General features: G+C 70.9%; 15 protein-coding genes and 1 pseudogene. 12 read left to right on the plus strand and 4 right to left on the minus strand.

All coding sequences use genetic code 11. The features are described 5' to 3' along the window. The first annotated feature begins 3 nt into the window (after positions 1-3). From ABT186_RS32860 to ABT186_RS32870, 3 genes are all read left to right on the plus strand, one after another. Positions 4-858 (plus strand): glycosyltransferase, encoded by an 855-nt coding sequence (locus ABT186_RS32860; RefSeq protein ID WP_351928176.1) that lies wholly within the window; start codon positions 4-6, stop codon positions 856-858. Beyond that, positions 855-3,086 carry an ArnT family glycosyltransferase gene (locus ABT186_RS32865; RefSeq protein ID WP_351928178.1) on the plus strand — a complete coding sequence of 744 codons (2,232 nt, stop codon included), beginning with the start codon at positions 855-857 and terminating at the stop codon, positions 3,084-3,086. Before ABT186_RS32860 ends, ABT186_RS32865 begins: the two co-directional genes overlap by 4 nt. 141 nt (positions 3,087-3,227) lie before the next feature. After that, entirely contained in the window at positions 3,228-4,994 is a 1,767-nt protein-coding gene (locus ABT186_RS32870) for a beta-ketoacyl-[acyl-carrier-protein] synthase family protein (protein WP_351928180.1), read from the plus strand. A 42-nt stretch (positions 4,995-5,036) separates the two neighbouring features. Here the strand turns inward: ABT186_RS32870 and ku are convergent, their stop codons facing one another. Continuing rightward, positions 5,037-6,104, minus strand: coding sequence for a non-homologous end joining protein Ku (gene ku, locus ABT186_RS32875; protein ID WP_502973392.1), 1,068 nt, complete (start codon positions 6,102-6,104; stop codon positions 5,037-5,039). A gap of 60 nt (positions 6,105-6,164) precedes the next feature. Between ku and ligD the strand changes: the two genes are divergently transcribed. Beyond that, a complete protein-coding gene (gene ligD / locus ABT186_RS32880) occupies positions 6,165-7,046 on the plus strand; it encodes a non-homologous end-joining DNA ligase (RefSeq protein ID WP_351221692.1) in 882 nt (293 codons plus the stop codon). A 63-nt stretch (positions 7,047-7,109) separates the two neighbouring features. Here the strand turns inward: ligD and ABT186_RS32885 are convergent, their stop codons facing one another. Further along, positions 7,110-7,913 (minus strand): nuclease-related domain-containing protein, encoded by an 804-nt coding sequence (locus ABT186_RS32885; protein ID WP_351221691.1) that lies wholly within the window; start codon positions 7,911-7,913, stop codon positions 7,110-7,112. 98 nt (positions 7,914-8,011) lie between these two features. Here ABT186_RS32885 and ABT186_RS32890 point away from each other — a divergent pair, with 98 nt between their 5' ends. The 6 genes and pseudogenes from ABT186_RS32890 to ABT186_RS48080 all read left to right on the plus strand — a co-directional run. Then, positions 8,012-8,518 carry a protein-tyrosine phosphatase family protein gene (locus tag ABT186_RS32890; protein WP_351928184.1) on the plus strand — a complete coding sequence of 169 codons (507 nt, stop codon included), beginning with the start codon at positions 8,012-8,014 and terminating at the stop codon, positions 8,516-8,518. A 77-nt stretch (positions 8,519-8,595) separates the two neighbouring features. Continuing rightward, positions 8,596-9,312 carry a hypothetical protein gene (locus ABT186_RS32895; protein ID WP_351221689.1) on the plus strand — a complete coding sequence of 239 codons (717 nt, stop codon included), beginning with the start codon at positions 8,596-8,598 and terminating at the stop codon, positions 9,310-9,312. A gap of 26 nt (positions 9,313-9,338) precedes the next feature. After that, positions 9,339-10,631 carry an ATP-binding protein gene (locus ABT186_RS32900; RefSeq protein ID WP_351221699.1) on the plus strand — a complete coding sequence of 431 codons (1,293 nt, stop codon included), beginning with the start codon at positions 9,339-9,341 and terminating at the stop codon, positions 10,629-10,631. Positions 10,632-10,706: 75 nt separating this feature from the next. Further along, entirely contained in the window at positions 10,707-12,086 is a 1,380-nt protein-coding gene (locus ABT186_RS32905) for an FtsW/RodA/SpoVE family cell cycle protein (protein WP_351221688.1), read from the plus strand. Beyond that, a complete protein-coding gene (locus tag ABT186_RS32910; protein WP_351928186.1) occupies positions 12,083-13,558 on the plus strand; it encodes a penicillin-binding transpeptidase domain-containing protein in 1,476 nt (491 codons plus the stop codon). The genes ABT186_RS32905 and ABT186_RS32910 overlap by 4 nt, the downstream gene beginning before the upstream one ends. Positions 13,559-13,575: 17 nt before the next feature. Continuing rightward, positions 13,576-13,668: pseudogene (locus ABT186_RS48080) on the plus strand (DUF3291 domain-containing protein); the annotation flags it as partial. Here the strand turns inward: ABT186_RS48080 and ABT186_RS32915 are convergent. Together ABT186_RS32915 and ABT186_RS32920 are read right to left on the minus strand one after the other, a co-directional pair. Further along, a complete protein-coding gene (locus ABT186_RS32915; RefSeq protein ID WP_351221686.1) occupies positions 13,631-14,254 on the minus strand; it encodes a Uma2 family endonuclease in 624 nt (207 codons plus the stop codon). The pseudogene ABT186_RS48080 and the gene ABT186_RS32915 overlap by 38 nt on opposite strands. An 81-nt stretch (positions 14,255-14,335) precedes the next feature. Further along, positions 14,336-15,448 carry a ferritin-like domain-containing protein gene (locus ABT186_RS32920; RefSeq protein WP_351928188.1) on the minus strand — a complete coding sequence of 371 codons (1,113 nt, stop codon included), beginning with the start codon at positions 15,446-15,448 and terminating at the stop codon, positions 14,336-14,338. Positions 15,449-15,579: 131 nt separating this feature from the next. On the opposite strand from ABT186_RS32920, the gene ABT186_RS32925 reads away from it, so the two are divergent. Together ABT186_RS32925 and ABT186_RS32930 are read left to right on the plus strand one after the other, a co-directional pair. After that, entirely contained in the window at positions 15,580-16,509 is a 930-nt protein-coding gene (locus tag ABT186_RS32925; protein ID WP_351221684.1) for an AurF N-oxygenase family protein, read from the plus strand. 56 nt (positions 16,510-16,565) lie between these two features. Further along, complete coding sequence (locus ABT186_RS32930) at positions 16,566-17,291, plus strand: TetR/AcrR family transcriptional regulator (protein ID WP_351928190.1); 726 nt, start codon at positions 16,566-16,568, stop codon at positions 17,289-17,291. Positions 17,292-17,330 lie beyond the last annotated feature (39 nt).

The following is a 17,330-nucleotide window of genomic DNA, read 5'->3' on the forward strand; positions in this document are numbered from 1 at the left end:
GGCATGAACGAAACGAACGCGGGAGGCGTCCGGCAGCGGTCGGTTGAGGTCGTGGTGCCGGTTCACAACGAGGCGCATGTCCTCGACGACAGCATCGGACGCCTCCACTCACACCTCGAAGAGTCCTTTCCGTTCCCGTTCCGGATCACCATCGCGGACAACGCCAGTACCGACGAAACCTGGTGCAGGGCCGTCGAGTTGGGGCACCGGCTGCCGCACGTCCACGCCGTGCATCTGGACCTCAAGGGCCGGGGCCGGGCCCTGAAGCACGTGTGGAGCCAGTCGACGGCCGACGTCGTCGCCTATATGGACGTCGATCTCTCCACCGGGCTCGAAGGCTTTCTGCCGCTCGTCGCGCCGCTGCTCAGCGGGCACAGCGATCTCGCCATCGGCAGCCGGCTGCACCGGCAGGCCGACGTCGTGCGCGGGCCGAAGCGGGAGTTCATCTCGCGGTCCTACAACCTGCTGCTGAAGCTGGGGCTCGCCGCTCGCTTCTCGGACGCCCAGTGCGGGTTCAAGGCCGTGCGCACCGATGTCTTCCTGGCGCTCGCCCCGCACATCGAGGACAACGCCTGGTTCTTCGACACGGAGTTGCTGGTGCTCGCCGAGCGCAATCGGCTGCGCATCCACGAGGTTCCCGTCGACTGGGTCGACGATCCCGACAGCCGGGTCGACATCGTCCGTACGGCAGTTGACGACCTCAAGGGCATGGCGCGGATGGTCCGGCGTATCGCCACGCGGCGGGTGCGGGTCGCAGGTGTGCCGCGCAGGGTTCCCGTCCCTCACGTGCCCGCGCCCCGTGCGGTCCTGGTCAGCCATCCCTCTTCCTCCCCGGAGCACCTGGAGTACGCGTCATGACGACCCTCGCCCCACCGCCCCGCAAGGACGGGGTCCGCCACTCGCACCGGGCGGCCCCGGACGGCAACGGCGGCCTCGCCTCGCGCGCCCGTGCGCTGTTCGCCGGTTCTCCCGACGACCCTCGCTGGGCCCGGCCCGCCCTCTGGGCGATCCTCGTGCTCGCGGCCGGCCTGTACGCCTGGAACCTGTCCTCCATCACCGGAAACTCCTTCTACAACGCCGCGGTCTACAGCGGCACCAAGAGCTGGAAGGCGCTCTTCTTCGGCGCCCTGGACGCCGGCAGCTTCATCACCGTCGACAAACCGCCGTTCGCCCTGTGGGTGATGGGGCTCTCCGCCCGTGTCCTCGGTTACGGCACCTGGCAGTTGATGCTGCCCATGGTCGCCGTGGGCGTCGGGTCCGTCGGACTGCTCTACCGCCTGGTCAAGCGGGACTTCGGAGTTGTGGCCGGCACCGTCGCCGCGCTGGTACTCACCCTCACCCCGATCACGGTCGCCATCAATCGCGACACCAACCCCGATCCGATCCTCGTCTTCCTGATGCTGCTGGGTGCGGCCGGGCTGCTGAAGGCCGTCCGCACCGGGCGGCTCGGGCCGCTCGTGTGGTCCGCCGTCGCCATCGGGTTCGCCTTCAACACCAAGATGATGCAGGCGTACGTCGTCCTGCCCGCCTTCTTCCTCGTCTATCTGTGGGCCGCCGACACCGGGCTCGGCAGGCGGATCCGCAACCTCGCCGTCGCCACCGTCGCCCTCGTGGTCTCCAGTGCCTGGTGGATGGTGATCGTCGATCTGTGGCCCGCTTCCTCCCGCCCGTACATAGGGGGTTCGACCGACAACACCGTCTGGGACCTGGTCATCGGCTACAACGGGTTCGGGCGCATCTTCGGCGCCGGTTCGTCGGTGGGCTCACAGGGCAACGGGGCCAGTTTCGGCGGCAGCGCGAGCATCTACCGGATGTTCAACGACATCATGGGCGGGCAGATCTCCTGGCTCATCCCCTTCGCGGCCATCGCTCTCGCCGGCGGGCTCGTGCTGCGGGGGCGGGCTCCGCGAACCGACCTGCGGCGTGCGGCGCTCATGCTCTGGGGTGGCTGGTTCGTGCTCCACTACCTGACCTTCTCCCTCGCCGAGGGCACCTTCCACCCGTACTACGTCACCGCCATGGCCCCCGGCATCGCCGCACTGGCCGGTGCGGGCGGCGTCGCCCTCCACCAGGCGTTCCGTGAGCGGTCCGCGGCGAAGTGGGGCTGGGTGCTGCCCGCGGCCGTCGCGGTCAGCGCGGTCTGGGCGATCGTGCTGCTCCAGCGGGTCTCCGGCTCGGGCACGGTCTACACCGTCGCGGAGGCCGTGGTCGGCGTCGCGGGTGCGGTCTCCGTGATCGGGCTGCTCGCCGGGCGGTTCATGCGACGGCAGCGGCTCCTCGGCTTCGCCACGCTGGCCGCGGTCGTCGCCCTGCTGGCCGGGCCGGCCGCGTACTCCGTCTCGGCCGCCACCTCCGTCAGCAGCAACGGCACCAACCCCACGGCCGGTCCCAACACCGGGGGCGGCATGGGCGGTGGGCCGGGCGGCGGTACGGGCGGAGCCCCGAGCGGCTCCTCCGGCAGGACCGGCAGCGCTCCGGGCGGCTCCGGTAGCGGTCGCAGCCTGGGACAGCCGCCGTCCGGCGGCGGGGCACCGTCCTCCGCCGGGTCCGGCAACTCGACTTCCTCGTCCTCGTCCGAGAACAGCAGCCGGACCGGCGGCGGTGGGACGGTCGGCGGAATGGGCGGTGGTACCCAGGTCACCTCCGAGATGATCACCTACCTGAAGAAGCACCAGGACGGCGCCACCTGGCTGGTGGCGGTGTCCACCGACCAGACCGCTTCCTCGATCATCCTGGAGTCGGGCCGGCCTGTGATCTCCATGGGAGGCTGGTCCGGCAGCGACAACGCCATGACCCTCGCCAAGCTCAAGAGCCTCGTGAAGTCCGGGAAGCTGCACTACATCGTCATCAGCAGCGAGGGCGGCCGGGGCACCGACTCCGAGATCGCCACCTGGGTCGAGAAGCACGGCACGGCGGTCAAGGCCTCGGCCTACAGCTCCAGTTCCTCGTCGTCATCGTCGTCATCGTCGTCATCGACGTCATCGACGTCCTCGTCGTCATCGACGTCCTCGTCGTCATCGACGTCCTCGACGTCCTCGACGTCCAGCGGCGGCCTCTACCGCCTGGATGCCTCCGACGTCGACTGAGCAGACCTGCCGAGACGAGCGGGGCGGGCCGCCGGATCCACCGGCGGCCCGCCCCGTTCGCGCACGCCTGTTGACAGATTCAAGCGTAAACTTGTCTGGGAGGAAGCCGAGTTGCGCTTCCCAGAGAGCAGCGGACGAACCATGCGCCACTCCTCCGGCATCACCCCCCAGCCCCACACCGTCACCGCCGCCGAGGTCGTCCCCGGGGATCTGCTCGCCCTGGCGGAGCAGGACATCGCCGAGCACACCTGGTACGTCGTCATGCGCACCGTGCCGGAGGGCCCGGAGTCGATCCGGCTGACCCTGCGGCCACCGCTGGGCGGCACCGACCACGACGAGGTCGTCGCCCGCTCCCGGCGCGTCACGGTCGCCGGCCACCGGACGGACGTGGCCGCCGTCCCGCTCGTCACGTCGAGCGACCTCGCCCGGACCTCCTTATGCGACGGGGACCGGGTCACCTCCCTGCGTGCCGTTGACCCCCGGGCGCAGGAGGAGACGTACGTACGCCGCTGGGGAGTCTGGCACCGCGACCTGGAGAACCCTTCCGAACGGCCGCTGACCGACGAGGAGTTGCGGAAGCTGGCCGAGGACGCCGCGCGGCGGGGCCATCTCGTACGGCACCACCCGCGCCCGCTCCGCCCGTCCCGCGGCGCGGCTGCACGGCGGGTCGTGGTCACCGGGCTCGGGGCGGTCACCCCGCTGGGTGTCGGCGTGCCCGAGCTGTGGGAGGGACTCGTCCAAGGTCGTTGTGGCATACGGGAGTTGGCGGACGAGGAGTTCGCCGGACTGCCCGTACGGGTGGCCGGCACGGTGCCCGTCGACCCCGTCGGACTGCTGCCCGGACCGCAGGCGCGCCGGATGAACCGCGCCGCCCAGTTCGGGGTGCTCGCGGCGCGGGAGGCCTGGCAGGACGCGGGGTTCTCCACGGCGGGAACGGTCGAGAGCGGCCTCGACCCCGAGCGCGTCGGCGTCTCGGTGGGCGCGATCCTCGGCGACGCGTCCATCCTGGTGGGCGGCGACCGCAAGCTGCGCGACAAGGGCCCACGCGCCGTCTCCCCGCTCACCACCCCCATGACGGTGCCCTCCCAGGCGGCCTCCCAGATATCGCTCGACCTGGGCATCACGGGTGAGGCACGCACGGTGACGAGCGCCTGCGCGTCGGGGACGGAGGCGATCGGGCAGGCCATCGACCGGATCCGGTACGGACATGTGGACCTGGCCCTGGCGGGTGGCGCGGAGGCGGTGGTCACACCGGCGATCATGGCGTCGTTCGCGTCGATGCGCGCCCTGTCGGCCCACGGGGTGGGCGACGTCTCCCCCTCCCGCCCGTTCGCCAAGGACCGCGACGGCTTCGTCAACGGCGAGGGTGCCGGGTTCCTGCTGCTGGAGGCGGAGGAGCATGCGCGAGCCCGCGGGGCGCGTATCTACTGCGAGGCCGCGGGCTGGGGGCTCTCCGCCGACGCCCACCACATGGCGGCCCCGGACCCGTCGGGCAGCGGGATCGCGCTCGCGCTGCGGCGAGCGCTCAGGGACGCGGACGCGCACGCCGTGGACGTCGTCCACGTCAACGCCCACGCGACCGCCACATCCGACGGCGACCTCGCGGAGGCGACCGCGCTCCGGGCGGTCCTGGGCGGCGCGGTACCGGTCACGGCCCTCAAGGGGCACCTGGGCCATCTCCAGGGAGCGGCGGGCGGCGTCGAGGCGGTGGCCACGGTCCTGACCCTGCACCACGGGGTCATCCCCCCGACGATCGGCGGCTCGGAACAGGACCCGGAGATCCGACTGGACGTGGTCCGGGGCACCCCACGACCCCTGCCTTCCGCGGGCGACCTTGCCCTGAGCAACTCCTTCGGCTTCGGCGGGCACAACGCGGTGCTGGCGCTGCGGAGGACGAGCATGGCGTAGACAGCCCGGGGCAGGAGACTGCGGCCACCCGGCCACGCGGCCTCACGCCGTGCGCTTACGTGCCGTCGTCTTCTTCGCCGCGGTCTTCTTCGCCGCCGTTTTCTTCGCCGTGGACGCCGTTTTCGCCGCGGACGCCGATTTCGCCGTCGTCTTCTTTGCCGCGGCCTTCTCCCCGGTCTTCGTCGCAGTCTTCGTCGCGGTCTTCGTCGCGGTCTTCTTGGCGGCCGTCTTCTTCGCCGCCGTCGACTTCTTGCCGCCGACCTCCTTCGGCGCCCCACCCGCCGGCTTCCGGGCCGGCAGGGGTCTGACCTCCGCCGCCTCGGCAGGCTCCTCGCCGCGCGACTCCCTCGCGGCGCGAACGCTCTTCTCCAGCGCGGCCATCAGGTCGAGAACCTTGCCGCCCGGCGCCGGTTCGGGGGCCTCGGGGGGCGCCTCTCCCGCGGCCTTCGCGGCGATGACCTCCTCCAGGGCCTCGCGGTACTCGTCGTGCAGCTCGCCGATGTCGACCTCGCCGAGCGTGTCCATGAGGGCGTCCGCGAGGTCGAGTTCCTTGTCATTGACGGTGACGTGCGTGTCCGGGGCGACGCCCTCGGGGGCGCGGACCTCGTCCGGCCACAGCAGTCCGTGCAGGGCGATGGCGTCCTCCACCACCCGCAGCATGCCCAGGCGCTCGCGGCCGCGCAGCGCGAACTTGGCGATGGCGACCTTGTTGCTGCGCTTCAGGGCCTCGCGCAACAGCGTGTACGGCTTGGCGGCCGGGGCACCGCTCGCGGCGAGGTAGTACGCGCTGTCCATGTGGAGCGGGTCGATCCGGTCGAACGGAACGAAGGCGACGATCTCGATCGTCCTGGCCGTCGGGATCGGCAGGTGGGACAGGTCCTCGTCCGTGATCGGGATGATCGTGCCGTCCGCGTCCTCGTACCCCTTGCTGATCTCCGCACCCGAGACCTCGCGGTCCTCCAGCTCGCAGAACTTGCGGTAGCGGATGCGCCCGCCGTCCTCCGTGTGGATCTGACGGAAGGAGATCGATTTGCTCTCGGTGGCGTTCACCAGCTTGATGGGGATGCTGACCAGGCCGAACGAGATGGCGCCGTTCCAAATGGATCGCACGTTCAGCACCTTTCAGATGCATTCCAGATGTTTTATCGGATTTCGTGAGATTCTCATCGTATGACGCCGATCACAGAGGTGGAGGGACGGCGGCTCGCGCTCAGCAACCTGGAGAAGGTCCTCCATCCCGCGACCGGCTTCACCAAGGGCGAGCTGCTGCACTACTACGCGACCACTGCGGACGCACTGCTGCCCCATCTCCACGACCGCCCGCTGTCGTTCCTGCGTTACCCGGACGGCCCGGACGGCCAGCTCTTCTTCGCCAAGAACGTGCCGCCGGGCACGCCCGACTGGGTCACCACGGCCGAGGTGCCGCGCTCGGAGGGACCGGCCCGCATGGTGCTGGTCCAGGACCTGGCCAGCCTGATGTGGGCGGCCAACCTGGTCACCGAGTTCCACACCCCGCAGTGGCGCATCGACGCGCCCGACGAGGCGGACCGGCTGGTCTTCGACCTCGACCCGGGGACGCCGGCGACCGTCGTCGACTGCTGTGAGGTCGCCCTGTGGCTGCGGGAACGGCTCGCGGCGGACGGGATCGAGGCGTACGCGAAGACGTCCGGCTCCAAGGGGCTGCACCTGCTGGCGGCCGTGGAGCCGACGCCGTCGCAGCGGACGACGGAGTACGCCAAACAGCTCGCAGTGGAGGCGGAGAAGGCGCTGCCCCGCCTCGTCGTCCACCGTATGACCCGCAGTCTGCGGCCCGGGAAGGTCTTCGTGGACTGGAGCCAGAACGCGGCGCGCAAGACGACGGCGACGCCCTACACCCTGCGCGCCCGGGCGGAACCGACCGTGTCGGCGCCGGTGATGTGGGAGGAGGTGGAGGACTGCGGGTCGCCCGGCAGCCTCGTCTTCCGCGCACCGGACATCGGCCCCCGCCTCCAGGCCTACGGCGACCTACTGGCGCCGCTCCTCGACCCCGCCCGAGCGAAGCCGCTGCCCTGACCCCGTCACACCCTCGACCACTGCCCCGCCCAACTCACACCCGCCACCACTGCCCCGCCCTCGTCACACCCTCGACCAGGTGTGCCGGTCCCGTGCCATCGCGTGCAGGGCCTCCACGTCCGCCGGCTTCAGCACACCGCCCAGTCGGGCGAAGCCGGCGAGGTCGGTGTCCTTGAGGACGCGGACCTCCCGGAGCGGGGTCGTGACCTCCAGACGGGCCGGCTCGGCCAGGACCAGGACCGGGTGGACCTCGGCGGTCAGGGCGTAGGAAGCCCGGTCCGCGTCCGCCCGCACCCGACGCAGCAACGGCTGCGGCTCATGGCGGCCCACCGTCACCATCGGGTCGGCGACGAGGATCCGCTGCCTGCGGGCGTAGAGCGACCGCACCGCGAACAGGCCGCCGGGGCCGATCACCAAGTGGTGGATGCGGTCACCGCCGGGCAGCGGCACCGAGTGCAGGGTGTGCCAGCCCCCGCCCTCCAGCCGGTCGAGGGCGTCGCCGACGGTCTGCTCGGCGGCGAGGGCGCGGCGCCGTGGGTCCGGGCGCAGCCGGTGCGCGGGCCCCGGGTCTCGATCGATGGCGATCATCAGCGCCTCGCCGGGCCGGTTGGGCGCCAGGTCGTCGTCCGGGTGGAGGGCGAGCCGCGCCAGCTCCGCGGGGGTGGGGACGGGCGGCGGCCCCACCGTCACCGGGCCGGTCAGGAACGGGCCGAGGGCGTCGAGCACCTCCTCCCGCCGGTCCTCGCTGAGCAGGTTGACCCGGCCCGCCTCACGGTCGTACCAGGCGACGTTTCTCCCGTCGGTGTCGCACACGTACAGGCGTTCCTGTCCGTGCCGCCAGGCCGGTATGACGCGCAGTCCGCTCATGCACCATCACCCCTCGACCATGGGAACAGGCGGGGTGCTCCAGGGGCAAGAACCCGGTTACCTTTGTCAGCAGTTGGGGGAGTTGGTGGGAGGTGCCGTTGCGGACCCGCGGAGAGCAACCCGATGTTCCCGCTCCGGACAGTCCGTGGAGCGAGATCGTCCCCGGCCTGTGGATGGGCGGGCACGAGTTCACGGGGCGTTCCGGAGGGCTGGAGTTCGCCGTCGTACGTGATGAGTTCGATCTGGTGCTGACCCTGTTGCGACTGCCGGGGCACGGTCCGGACGACGGTGTCGAACACCATGTGTGGCCGATTCCGGACGGGCCGCTCGACGGGACGCAGCTCGCGGGTGTGATGCGGCTCGCGCAGGCCGCCGACGACGCCCTGGAGGACGGCCGCCGGGTTCTCGTCCGCTGTTACCACGGGTACAACCGCTCGGGTCTTGTCGTCGCCCACGCCCTGATCCGGGCCGGTCACACTGCCGAGGAGGCGATCATGATGATTCGCGCCCGCCGCGGTCCCTGGGCGCTGCACAACGAGCTGTTCGTGGAGTATCTGCAGGCCGGTCTGGACACCGCCCGACTGCTGGAGGAGCTCGCGGAGTAACGTCGCTGCCCGGCCGTCACGTGACCGACCCGGCCATCACGTGCGCCGGCCACCCAGTGATCAAAAGGACGTGTGCAGTGTTCCCCAGCCGCCCCGTGCGCGCAGCCCTCGGCCTCGCCGCCACCGCCCTGCTGCTGGCGGGCTGCGGCGACTCCGGCGCCCTGCGCGGCGCGGGCCCGACCGCCACCGCCGTGGGCCCGGTGAAGCTGTGGCCCCAGCTGCCGCCCGCCGCCACCCCCGCCCTCGACTACGGCGAGGCGGACACCGAGACCGTCAAGGGCGTCACCGCTCCGGGTGACGATATCCATCGGGTGAACCCACTGGACGTCGTACGCGCCGAGGTCGCCGCGCACCCGGACGCGTACTCCGGCCCCACCGCGCCCTACGCCCGGACGCGCGAGCAGCTCGAGGACTGCGGGAAGAAGGGCGCCCGGGGCCGGTCGTGCCCGGTGCTGCGGGCGTACTACCGCGACCTGACCGGTGACGGGAAGGACGACATGGTGCTCGGCATCCGCTTCCCGGGCGACCAGCTGGCGGTGCGCGTCTACACCTTCGAGCACCACAGGCTGGTCCAGGTCATGGGCACCACGGACAGTGTGATCAGTGTGGAGCTGGCCGGCCGTGAGGTGATCATCCGCTCGCCCTCCACGCTGCCGGGGTACGAGTTCCGTACGGAGTGGACCTGGGATCCGCGCCAGCACGCCATGCTGGCGACCCGGGACGAGATCCTGCGGGTGGGTACAGCGCCCCCGCGCCGGCCGGTGCGGCCCGTCCCGTCGGAGAGCGCCCGATGATCCCCATGAAGCGCCCGGTGACCCCCATGCGACGAGCCCTCGGCCGGCTGCCCCACTGGACCGCCACGCTCACCTGGAAGGCGGCCGCCTTCATCATCGTGATGTGCTGCGGCCTCGCCGCCCTGCTCGGCGTGCTCGTCCATGTCCAGGTCACCGACCAGACCGTCGGCGAGGCCCGCGACCGGGCACTGGCCCGGCTCACCGAGGCGGCGGGTGCGTACGAGGCGGGCGACCGGCTGCCCCTGGGCGCGGGCATCGACCTACCGGGGCTGCCCGCGCGGCTGAGGAAGCTGGCGACGCACGGGCGCCGGGGCACCATGGTCGGCACGAACGACCCGCAGCCCACGATGTGGGCGGCGGGCCCCGCCGACGGCGGACGGGTGCTCGCCGTGCAGGTCGACTATGCGCAGGGCGCCCACATCATCGACGCCCTCGACCGGGCGATCCTGCTCTCCTCGGGCCTGGCGATCGGCGCGACGCTGCTCGTCGGGGCGTTCGCGGTGAACGGGGTGACCCGGCGGCTGCGGGACACCGCGCAGGTGGCCCGGCGGATCAGCGCGGGCGACCTGGACGCGCGGGTGAACGATCCCCGGGCGAGGGAGCCGAAACGCCCCCAGGACGAGGTGGCTGCGGTAGCCGGGGCCCTCGACACCATGGCGGCCACACTGCAGAGCAAGCTGCTGAGCGAGCAGCGGTTCACCGCGGACGTGGCACACGAGCTGCGCACCCCGCTGACCGGACTGCACGCGGCGGCCGAACTGCTGCCGCCCGGTCGGCCCACCGAGCTGGTGCGCGACCGGGTGGCCACGCTGCGCACGCTCACCGAGGACCTGCTGGAGATCTCCCGCCTGGACGCGAGGAGCGAACGCCTGGAGCCGGCCACCGAGCAGCTGGCGCCGCTGGTCGAACGGGTGGTGCAGGCATCCGGCACTGCGACCGAGGTCCGGGTCGGGCGGGACACGCGTGTGGAGACGGACCGGCGCCGGCTGGAGCGCGTGCTCGGCAATCTGGTGGCGAACGCGCACCGGCACGGGCGCGGCCCGGTGGTCCTGACGGTCGACGGTCCGCGGATCACCGTACGCGACCACGGGGACGGCTATCCGGAGTACCTGCTGGCGCACGGGCCGCAGCGCTTTCGTACCGAGAGCGGCGGCAAGGGGCACGGTCTGGGTCTGACGATCGCGCTCGGCCAGGCGGAAGTGCTGGGCGCCCGGCTGGAGTTCGCCAACGCCCCGGACGGCGGCGCGGTGGCCACGCTGATCCTCCCCCAGCACACGGAGAACGAAGAGATGAACGAAGAGACGAACGAAGAGAGATAGGAGAGGTGTACCGGAACGGCTCGTTTACCGTCACATAACGGGACATCGCGGTCGCCTGCTTGCTACGTTCCGCACATGATCCAGCCCGGAACGTCAGGAGTGCCAGGCGCGAGGACGGCGGTGGCGGACGCCCCCGCTCCCGCCCTGCGCCTGCCCCGGCGCCGTGGCACCGAGTTGGCCCTCATCGTCCTCGCCGTGCTGCTCTCCGTGTACGGCTACTGCGCCGTCGGCCTTGCGAAACACGGCACCGTCCCGCCCGGCATCACCCGCTACGGCGCCGGGCTCGGCGTGCTCGCGCTGCTCGCGCACTGCGCGGTCCGTCTGCGGGCCCCGTATGCCGACCCCCTGCTGCTGCCCATCGCCGTCCTGCTCAACGGCGTGGGCCTGGTGCTGATCTACCGTCTCGACCTGGAGACCCCCGGCGACCGGACGGCGCCCGCCCAGCTGTACTGGTCGACGCTCGGCGTGGCGCTCTTCATCGCCGTCGTGCTTCTGCTGCGCCATCACCGGGTGCTCCAGCGCTACACATACGTCTGCGTGGTCGCCGCCCTCGTCCTGCTCATCCTGCCGATCTTCTTCCCGCCGGTGAACGGTGCCCGGCTCTGGCTTCGCGCCGCCGGGTTCTCCATCCAGCCGGGCGAGTTCGCAAAGGTGCTGCTCGCGGTGTTCTTCGCCGGTTACCTGGCCGCCAACCGTCATGCGCTGGCGTTCACGGGCCGCCGGGTGTGGCGGCTGCAGCTGCCCACCGGACGCGTGCTCGGCCCGGTCGTGGCGACCTGGCTGCTGAGCGTCGGGGTACTGGTCCTGGAGCGCGACCTCGGGACCTCGCTGCTGTTCTTCGGCCTGTTCGTGGTGCTTCTGTACGTCGCCACGGGCCGCACCGGCTGGATCGCCGTCGGACTGCTGCTCGCGGTGCTCGGCGCGCTCGCCGTGGGCCGGGTGGAACCGCATGTGCACGCCAGGGTCGAGGACTGGCTGCACCCCTTCGCGTCGATCGAGGCGGGCGAGGGCCCCAACCAGCTCGCCCAGTCCCTGTTCGCCTTCGCCGCCGGCGGCGCGCTCGGCACCGGTCTCGGCCTCGGCCACTCGATCCTGATCGGCTTCGCCGCCAAGTCGGACTTCATCCTCGCGACGGCGGGCGAGGAGCTGGGTCTCGCGGGCCTGTCCGCGCTCTTCCTGGTCTACGCCCTGCTGGTGGAGCGGGGCTACCGGGCGGGCCTGGCGTTGCGCGATCCGTTCGGGCGTCTGCTCGCCATCGGCCTTGCGTCGATCGTCGCGCTCCAGGTGTTCGTGATCGCGGGCGGGGTGACGGGCCTGATCCCGCTCACCGGCATGGCGATGCCCTTTCTGGCCCAGGGCGGCTCGTCGGTCGTCACCAACTGGATCATCGTGGCGCTGCTGATCCGGATCAGCGACTCGGCACGCAGCCAGTACGACGGGACGGCGGCGCCGTGAGCCGGTACATCCGCCGGGCGGCGGCCCTGTGCGCGGTGCTCCTGATCGCCCTGCTGGTGAACGCGACCCGGGTGCAGATCTTCGAGTCCTCCCGTTACGACGACAACCCGGGCAACCGCCGGCAGATGATCGCCCGGTACGCCCAGGCGCGCGGCGACATCGTGGTCGACGACCGTCCGGTGACCGGCTCGCGGGACACGGGCGGGCTGTTCCGCTACGAGCGCACGTACCGGGACGGCCCGCTGTACGCGCCGGTCACCGGCTTCGCCTCGCAGGTGTACGGGACGACGCTGCTGGAGGACACGCAGGACGCGCTGCTCGCGGGCACCGACCCGCTGCTGACGCCGGTGCCCCTGTGGAACGACGTCGTACGGTCCCGCAACCCCGGCGGCAATGTCGTCACCACCCTCAACGGGGCGGCCCAGCGGGCGGCGTACCAGCGGCTGGCCGGACGCACGGGCGCGGTGGCCGCGATCGAACCGTCGACCGGGCGGATCCTGGCGCTGGTCTCGGCACCGTCGTACGACCCCGGGCAGCTGTCCGGGGCGCGGGAGTCCGTCACCGGGGCCTGGGAGCGGCTGAACGGGGACACGGCGCGGCCGATGCTCAACCGGGCGATCCGGCAGACCTATCCGCCGGGTTCGACGTTCAAGGTGGTGACGGCCGCGGCGGCGCTGGACGCGGGCGCGGTGCTCGACCTCGACGCGCCGACGACGTCCCCGGACCCCTACCGGCTGCCCGGCAGCTCGACCCGGCTGACCAACGAGGTGGAGGGCTGTGCGAACGCGTCCGTGCGGTACGCCTTCGAGTGGTCCTGCAACACGGTGTTCGCGAAGCTCGGCGCGGAGGTGGGGCTGAAGACCATGGCGGACACGGCGGCCCGGTTCGGCTTCAACGACCGGAAGCTGAGGATCCCGTTCGCGGTGGCACCGAGCACCTTCGACCGGAAGCTGGACAAGTCGCAGCTGGCGCTGTCCTCGATCGGGCAGTTCGACACCCGGGCGACACCGCTCCAGATGGCGATGATCGCGGCGGCGGTGGCGGACGGGGGCTCGGTGAAGGCGCCGTACCTGGTGGAACGGACCACGACCAGGGACGGCGAGACGGTCTCGACGACCGCCCCGCGTGAACTGCACCGGGCGATGAGCGCGGCGACCGCGGAGCAACTGCGCGAGATGATGAGGGACGTGGTGGAGGAGGGCACCGGCAAGAACGCGGTGATCCCCGGCGCCACGGTGGGCGGCAAGACGGGCACGGCCCAGCACGGCGTCGCCAACACCGGTAGGCCCTACGCCTGGTTCATCTCCTGGGCGCAGCCGGACGACGCGCTGGAGCCGGCGGTGGCGGTCGCCGTGGTGGTGGAGAACGCGGCGGGCAGGCGCACGGAGATCAGCGGGGGCGGCGACGCGGCGCCGATCGCGAAGGCGGTGATGGAGGCGGTGCTGAAGTCACGGCATCACAAGGGGGGTTGAGGGGTCCGCGTACTGAGCTGCACCTCCGCGCACACGGTCCGACCGAGTACGCGTTCACCCTGCGGACGTCGTTCACTCGGGGGGAGGCGCAACCGGCGGTCGGCGATTGATGGCGGTGAGGTCGATGGTGAGGGGGAACGGAACGGTCAGCTTCAGTCGGGCATGGTGAATGCCTGTGCTGACGTACGTGTTGGTGGACGGATCGAGCTCGTAGGTGTAGACCACCGGAAGGCCGTCGCTGCCTTCCTCCACACGCCAGAAGTACCGGATACCCGCCGCAGCGTACTTGCGCGGCTTGGCCTCTCGGTCACGTTCCTCCGAGTCCTCGGAAACAACTTCGACGGCGAGGACGACGGCATCGGAGTGGTGCCAGGTCTGGTGCGGGCCCGTGTCGGCGTCCGCGCGGTACACCAGCACGTCAGGCTCCGGCCGGTTGCGCCGGTCGAGCTTGACGCTGAACTCCCGGTCGACGTCGTACGCTTCAGGCGCCTGGCTGAGCAGGGAGTACTCCAGAAGCCGAATCGTACGCAGGTGAAAGCGGGTCTGCGGGCTCACGAAGACGAGGCTCCCGTCGATCAGCTCCGTGTGCGGAGGAAGGTTCGGGAGTCGGTCCAGGTCGTCCGCCGTCCAGCCGCCCTCAGGCGGACGGGGCCACTCGTAGTCCTCGTCCAGCCCGTGGTCACGCGCGGCGCTCATGATTGCTCCCATGTGCCGGAGTCTGCCTGGCACAGTCAGCCTACCCAGAGGAATATGCCGATTCGCCCGTCGATCGAGTGATCAGCCGCCGAGGCGTTGACCCACCTCGATCGCCTCCTCCACCTCCGCAACCCGCTCCTTCTCCTCCACCGCAAACCGCTCCGCGTCCAGTTTCTCCGCGATCTCCTCGTCCTGGGCCATCAGCAGATCCAGGTTGGAGTCGCCCATCTCGAAGACGCCCATGTCGACGTACGCCTGCTGCAGGCGTTTGCCCCACAGGCCGATGTCCTTGACGCAGGGGACGATTCGACTGAAGAGCAACTGCCGGAACAGCCGCAGGAATTCGGAGTTCTCGCTGAATTCCTCGGCCTGGGCCTTCGGGATGCCGAAGTTCTCCAGCACCTCGACCCCGCGCAGTCGGTCGCGCATCAGATAGCAGCCCTCGATGACGAACTCCTCGCGTTCGCGCAGTTCCGCGTCGGTGAGCTGCTTGTAGTAGTCGCGCAGGGCCATACGCCCGAATGCCACGTGCCGGGCCTCGTCCTGCATGACGTACGCCAGGATCTGCTTCGGCAGGGGCTTGTCCGTGGTGTCGCGGATCATGCCGAAGGCCGCCAGCGCCAGTCCCTCGATCAGCACCTGCATCCCGAGGTACGGCATGTCCCAGCGGGAGTCGCGGAGGGTGTCACCGAGCAGTGACTGGAGGTTGTCGTTGATCGGGTAGAGCATCCCGACCTTCTCCTGCAGGAAGCGGGCGTAGATCTCCGCATGCCGCGCCTCGTCCATCGTCTGGGTGGCCGAGTAGAACTTCGCGTCCAGATCGGGGACGGACTCCACGATCCGCGCCGCGCACACCATGGCGCCCTGCTCGCCGTGCAGGAACTGGCTGAACTGCCAGGAGGCGTAGTGCCTGCGCAGCTCGCCCTTGTCCCGGTCGGTCATCTTCGCCCAGTACGGCGTCCCGTAGAGCGTCATGGCCTCGTCCGGCGTGCCGAGCGGGTCGTACGGGTCGACCTCCAGGTCCCAGTCGATCCGCTTCTGCCCGTCCCACTGTTTGTCCTTGCCCTTCTGGTACAGGGCGAGCAGCCGGTCGCGTCCGTCGTCGTACTCCCAGCTGAAGCGGGCCGAGCCGCTCGCCGGCACCTGCCAGAGGGGGTCGCCCGGGTCCATGGCGTACAGGTCATGAGTCGGCATACGCCCACGCTCACACGCGGTAGACGCGGCGTCAACAAGTGCGGCGCAAGGGATTGACGTCCTTGCTGACAAGCAGTCTCATAAGACGCGACCGCGGGTAACAGCGGCCCGTACGACAAGGTGGGACAGCGATGACGACCGTGACGGAGGCCGAGGTGCTGCGCGACGCGCTGGGCCTGCTCAAGGACCGGGAACAGGTGGCCGAGCGGCTGCTGGACTCTTCCGCCAAGCACTCCTTCGACCCGGACAGGGAACTGGACTGGGACGCGCCCTTCGAGGACGGCAAGTGGTTCTGGCCGCCGGAGCTGGTGTCGCTGTACGGCACCCCGCTGTGGCAGCGGATGAGCGAGGAGCAGCGGATCCTGCTCTCCCGGCACGAGGCCGCGGCGCTCGCCTCGCTCGGCATCTGGTTCGAGCTCATCCTGATGCAGCTGCTGGTCCGGCACATCTACGACAAGGCGGCGACGAGCGCGCACGTGCGGTACGCGCTGACCGAGATCGAGGACGAGTGCCGGCACTCGAAGATGTTCGCCCGGCTGATCGCGCACGGTGACACGCCCTGGTACCCGGTGAGCCGGGTGCACCGGAACCTGGGCCGTGTCTTCAAGACGATCTCGACGACGCCGGGGTCGTTCACGGCCACGCTGCTGGGCGAGGAGGTCCTGGACTGGATGCAGCGGCTCACCTTCCCCGACGAGCGGGTGCAGCAGCTGATCCGCGGGGTCACGCGCATCCACGTGGTCGAGGAGGCCCGGCACGTCCGCTACGCACGCGAGGAACTGCGCCGCCAGATGCTGACCGCTCCGCGCTGGTCGCAGGAGTTCACACGGATCACCTCCGGCGAGTTCGCACGGGTGTTCTCGGTCGCCTTCGTGAACCCCGAGGTCTACACGAACGTGGGCCTGGACAAACGGGAGGCCATGGCCCAGGTCCAGGCGAGCGGCCACCGCCGGGAGGTCATGCAGACGGGCGCGAAGCGGCTGACGGACTTCCTGGACGACATCGGGGTGCTACGGGGGGTGGGCCGACGGCTGTGGAGGTCGTCGGGGCTGCTGGCCTGAGCGTCCGGACGGCTTGCGGCACCGTTTCGCAGGACAACACGGTTACGCTGCGGGACATGACCTCCGAGGCCCCCACCCGCGCCTACCGTCGGCTCAGCGTCGAGGAACGCCGCACCCAGCTCCTCGACGCCGCGCTGTCCCTGTTCGCGCACCGCACTCCCGAGGAGGTCTCCCTGGACGACGTGGCCGAGGCGGCCGGGGTCTCGCGTCCCCTCGTCTACCGCTACTTCCCCGGCGGCAAGCAGCAGCTGTACGAGGCCGCCCTGCGCTCCGCGGCGGAGGAACTCCAGCAGTGCTTCGACGAGCCGCGCGAGGGGCCCCTCCTCCCCCGGCTGAGCCGGGCCCTGGACCGCTACCTCGCCTTCGTACGGCGGCACGACGCCGGTTTCAGCGCCCTGCTCCAGGGCGGCAGTGTGGTCGAGACATCCCGCACCACCGCCATCGTGGACGGGGTGCGGCGCGCCGCGGCCCGGCACATCCTCAGCCACCTCGACGTCGACAAGCCGGGCCCGCGGCTGCGGATGACCGTACGGATGTGGATCACCGCCGTCGAGGCCGCCTCCCTCATCTGGCTCGACGAGGACAAGGAGCCGCCGGTCGAGGAGCTGCGGGACTGGCTCGTGGAGCAGTTCGTGGCATGCCTGGTGACCACCGCGACGCGGGACCCGCAGACCGTCGCCGTGGTCCGGGGCGCCCTGGCCCTGGAAAGCCCGCAGGGACCGGCCGGCGCCCTGGCCCGGCGCGTCCTGCCCGTGGTCGGCGACGCGGGACACCTGCTGTGACACGGAGCCACCCGACGGACACCGGTCCCCTGCGGAGGA

The organism is Streptomyces sp. NPDC001634, assembly GCF_040298185.1.
Lineage (GTDB): Bacteria > Actinomycetota > Actinomycetes > Streptomycetales > Streptomycetaceae > Streptomyces.

Excerpts from the sequence above, each read along its gene's own strand:
- ABT186_RS32865 (WP_351928178.1), top strand. The coding sequence starts at position 855 with ATGACGACCCTCGCCCCACCGCCCCGCAAGGACGGGGTCCGCCACTCG.
- ABT186_RS32915 (WP_351221686.1), bottom strand. The coding sequence starts at position 14,254 with ATGAGCGCCGCGCGTGACCACGGGCTGGACGAGGACTACGAGTGGCCC.
- ABT186_RS32870 (WP_351928180.1), top strand. The coding sequence starts at position 3,228 with ATGCGCCACTCCTCCGGCATCACCCCCCAGCCCCACACCGTCACCGCC.
- ABT186_RS32885 (WP_351221691.1), bottom strand. The coding sequence starts at position 7,913 with ATGAGCGGACTGCGCGTCATACCGGCCTGGCGGCACGGACAGGAACGC.
- ABT186_RS32905 (WP_351221688.1), top strand. The coding sequence starts at position 10,707 with ATGATCCAGCCCGGAACGTCAGGAGTGCCAGGCGCGAGGACGGCGGTG.
- ABT186_RS32920 (WP_351928188.1), bottom strand. The coding sequence starts at position 15,448 with ATGCCGACTCATGACCTGTACGCCATGGACCCGGGCGACCCCCTCTGG.
- ABT186_RS32925 (WP_351221684.1), top strand. The coding sequence starts at position 15,580 with ATGACGACCGTGACGGAGGCCGAGGTGCTGCGCGACGCGCTGGGCCTG.
- ABT186_RS32860 (WP_351928176.1), top strand. The coding sequence starts at position 4 with ATGAACGAAACGAACGCGGGAGGCGTCCGGCAGCGGTCGGTTGAGGTC.
- ligD (WP_351221692.1), top strand. The coding sequence starts at position 6,165 with ATGACGCCGATCACAGAGGTGGAGGGACGGCGGCTCGCGCTCAGCAAC.
- ABT186_RS32930 (WP_351928190.1), top strand. The coding sequence starts at position 16,566 with ATGACCTCCGAGGCCCCCACCCGCGCCTACCGTCGGCTCAGCGTCGAG.
- ABT186_RS32900 (WP_351221699.1), top strand. The coding sequence starts at position 9,339 with ATGCGACGAGCCCTCGGCCGGCTGCCCCACTGGACCGCCACGCTCACC.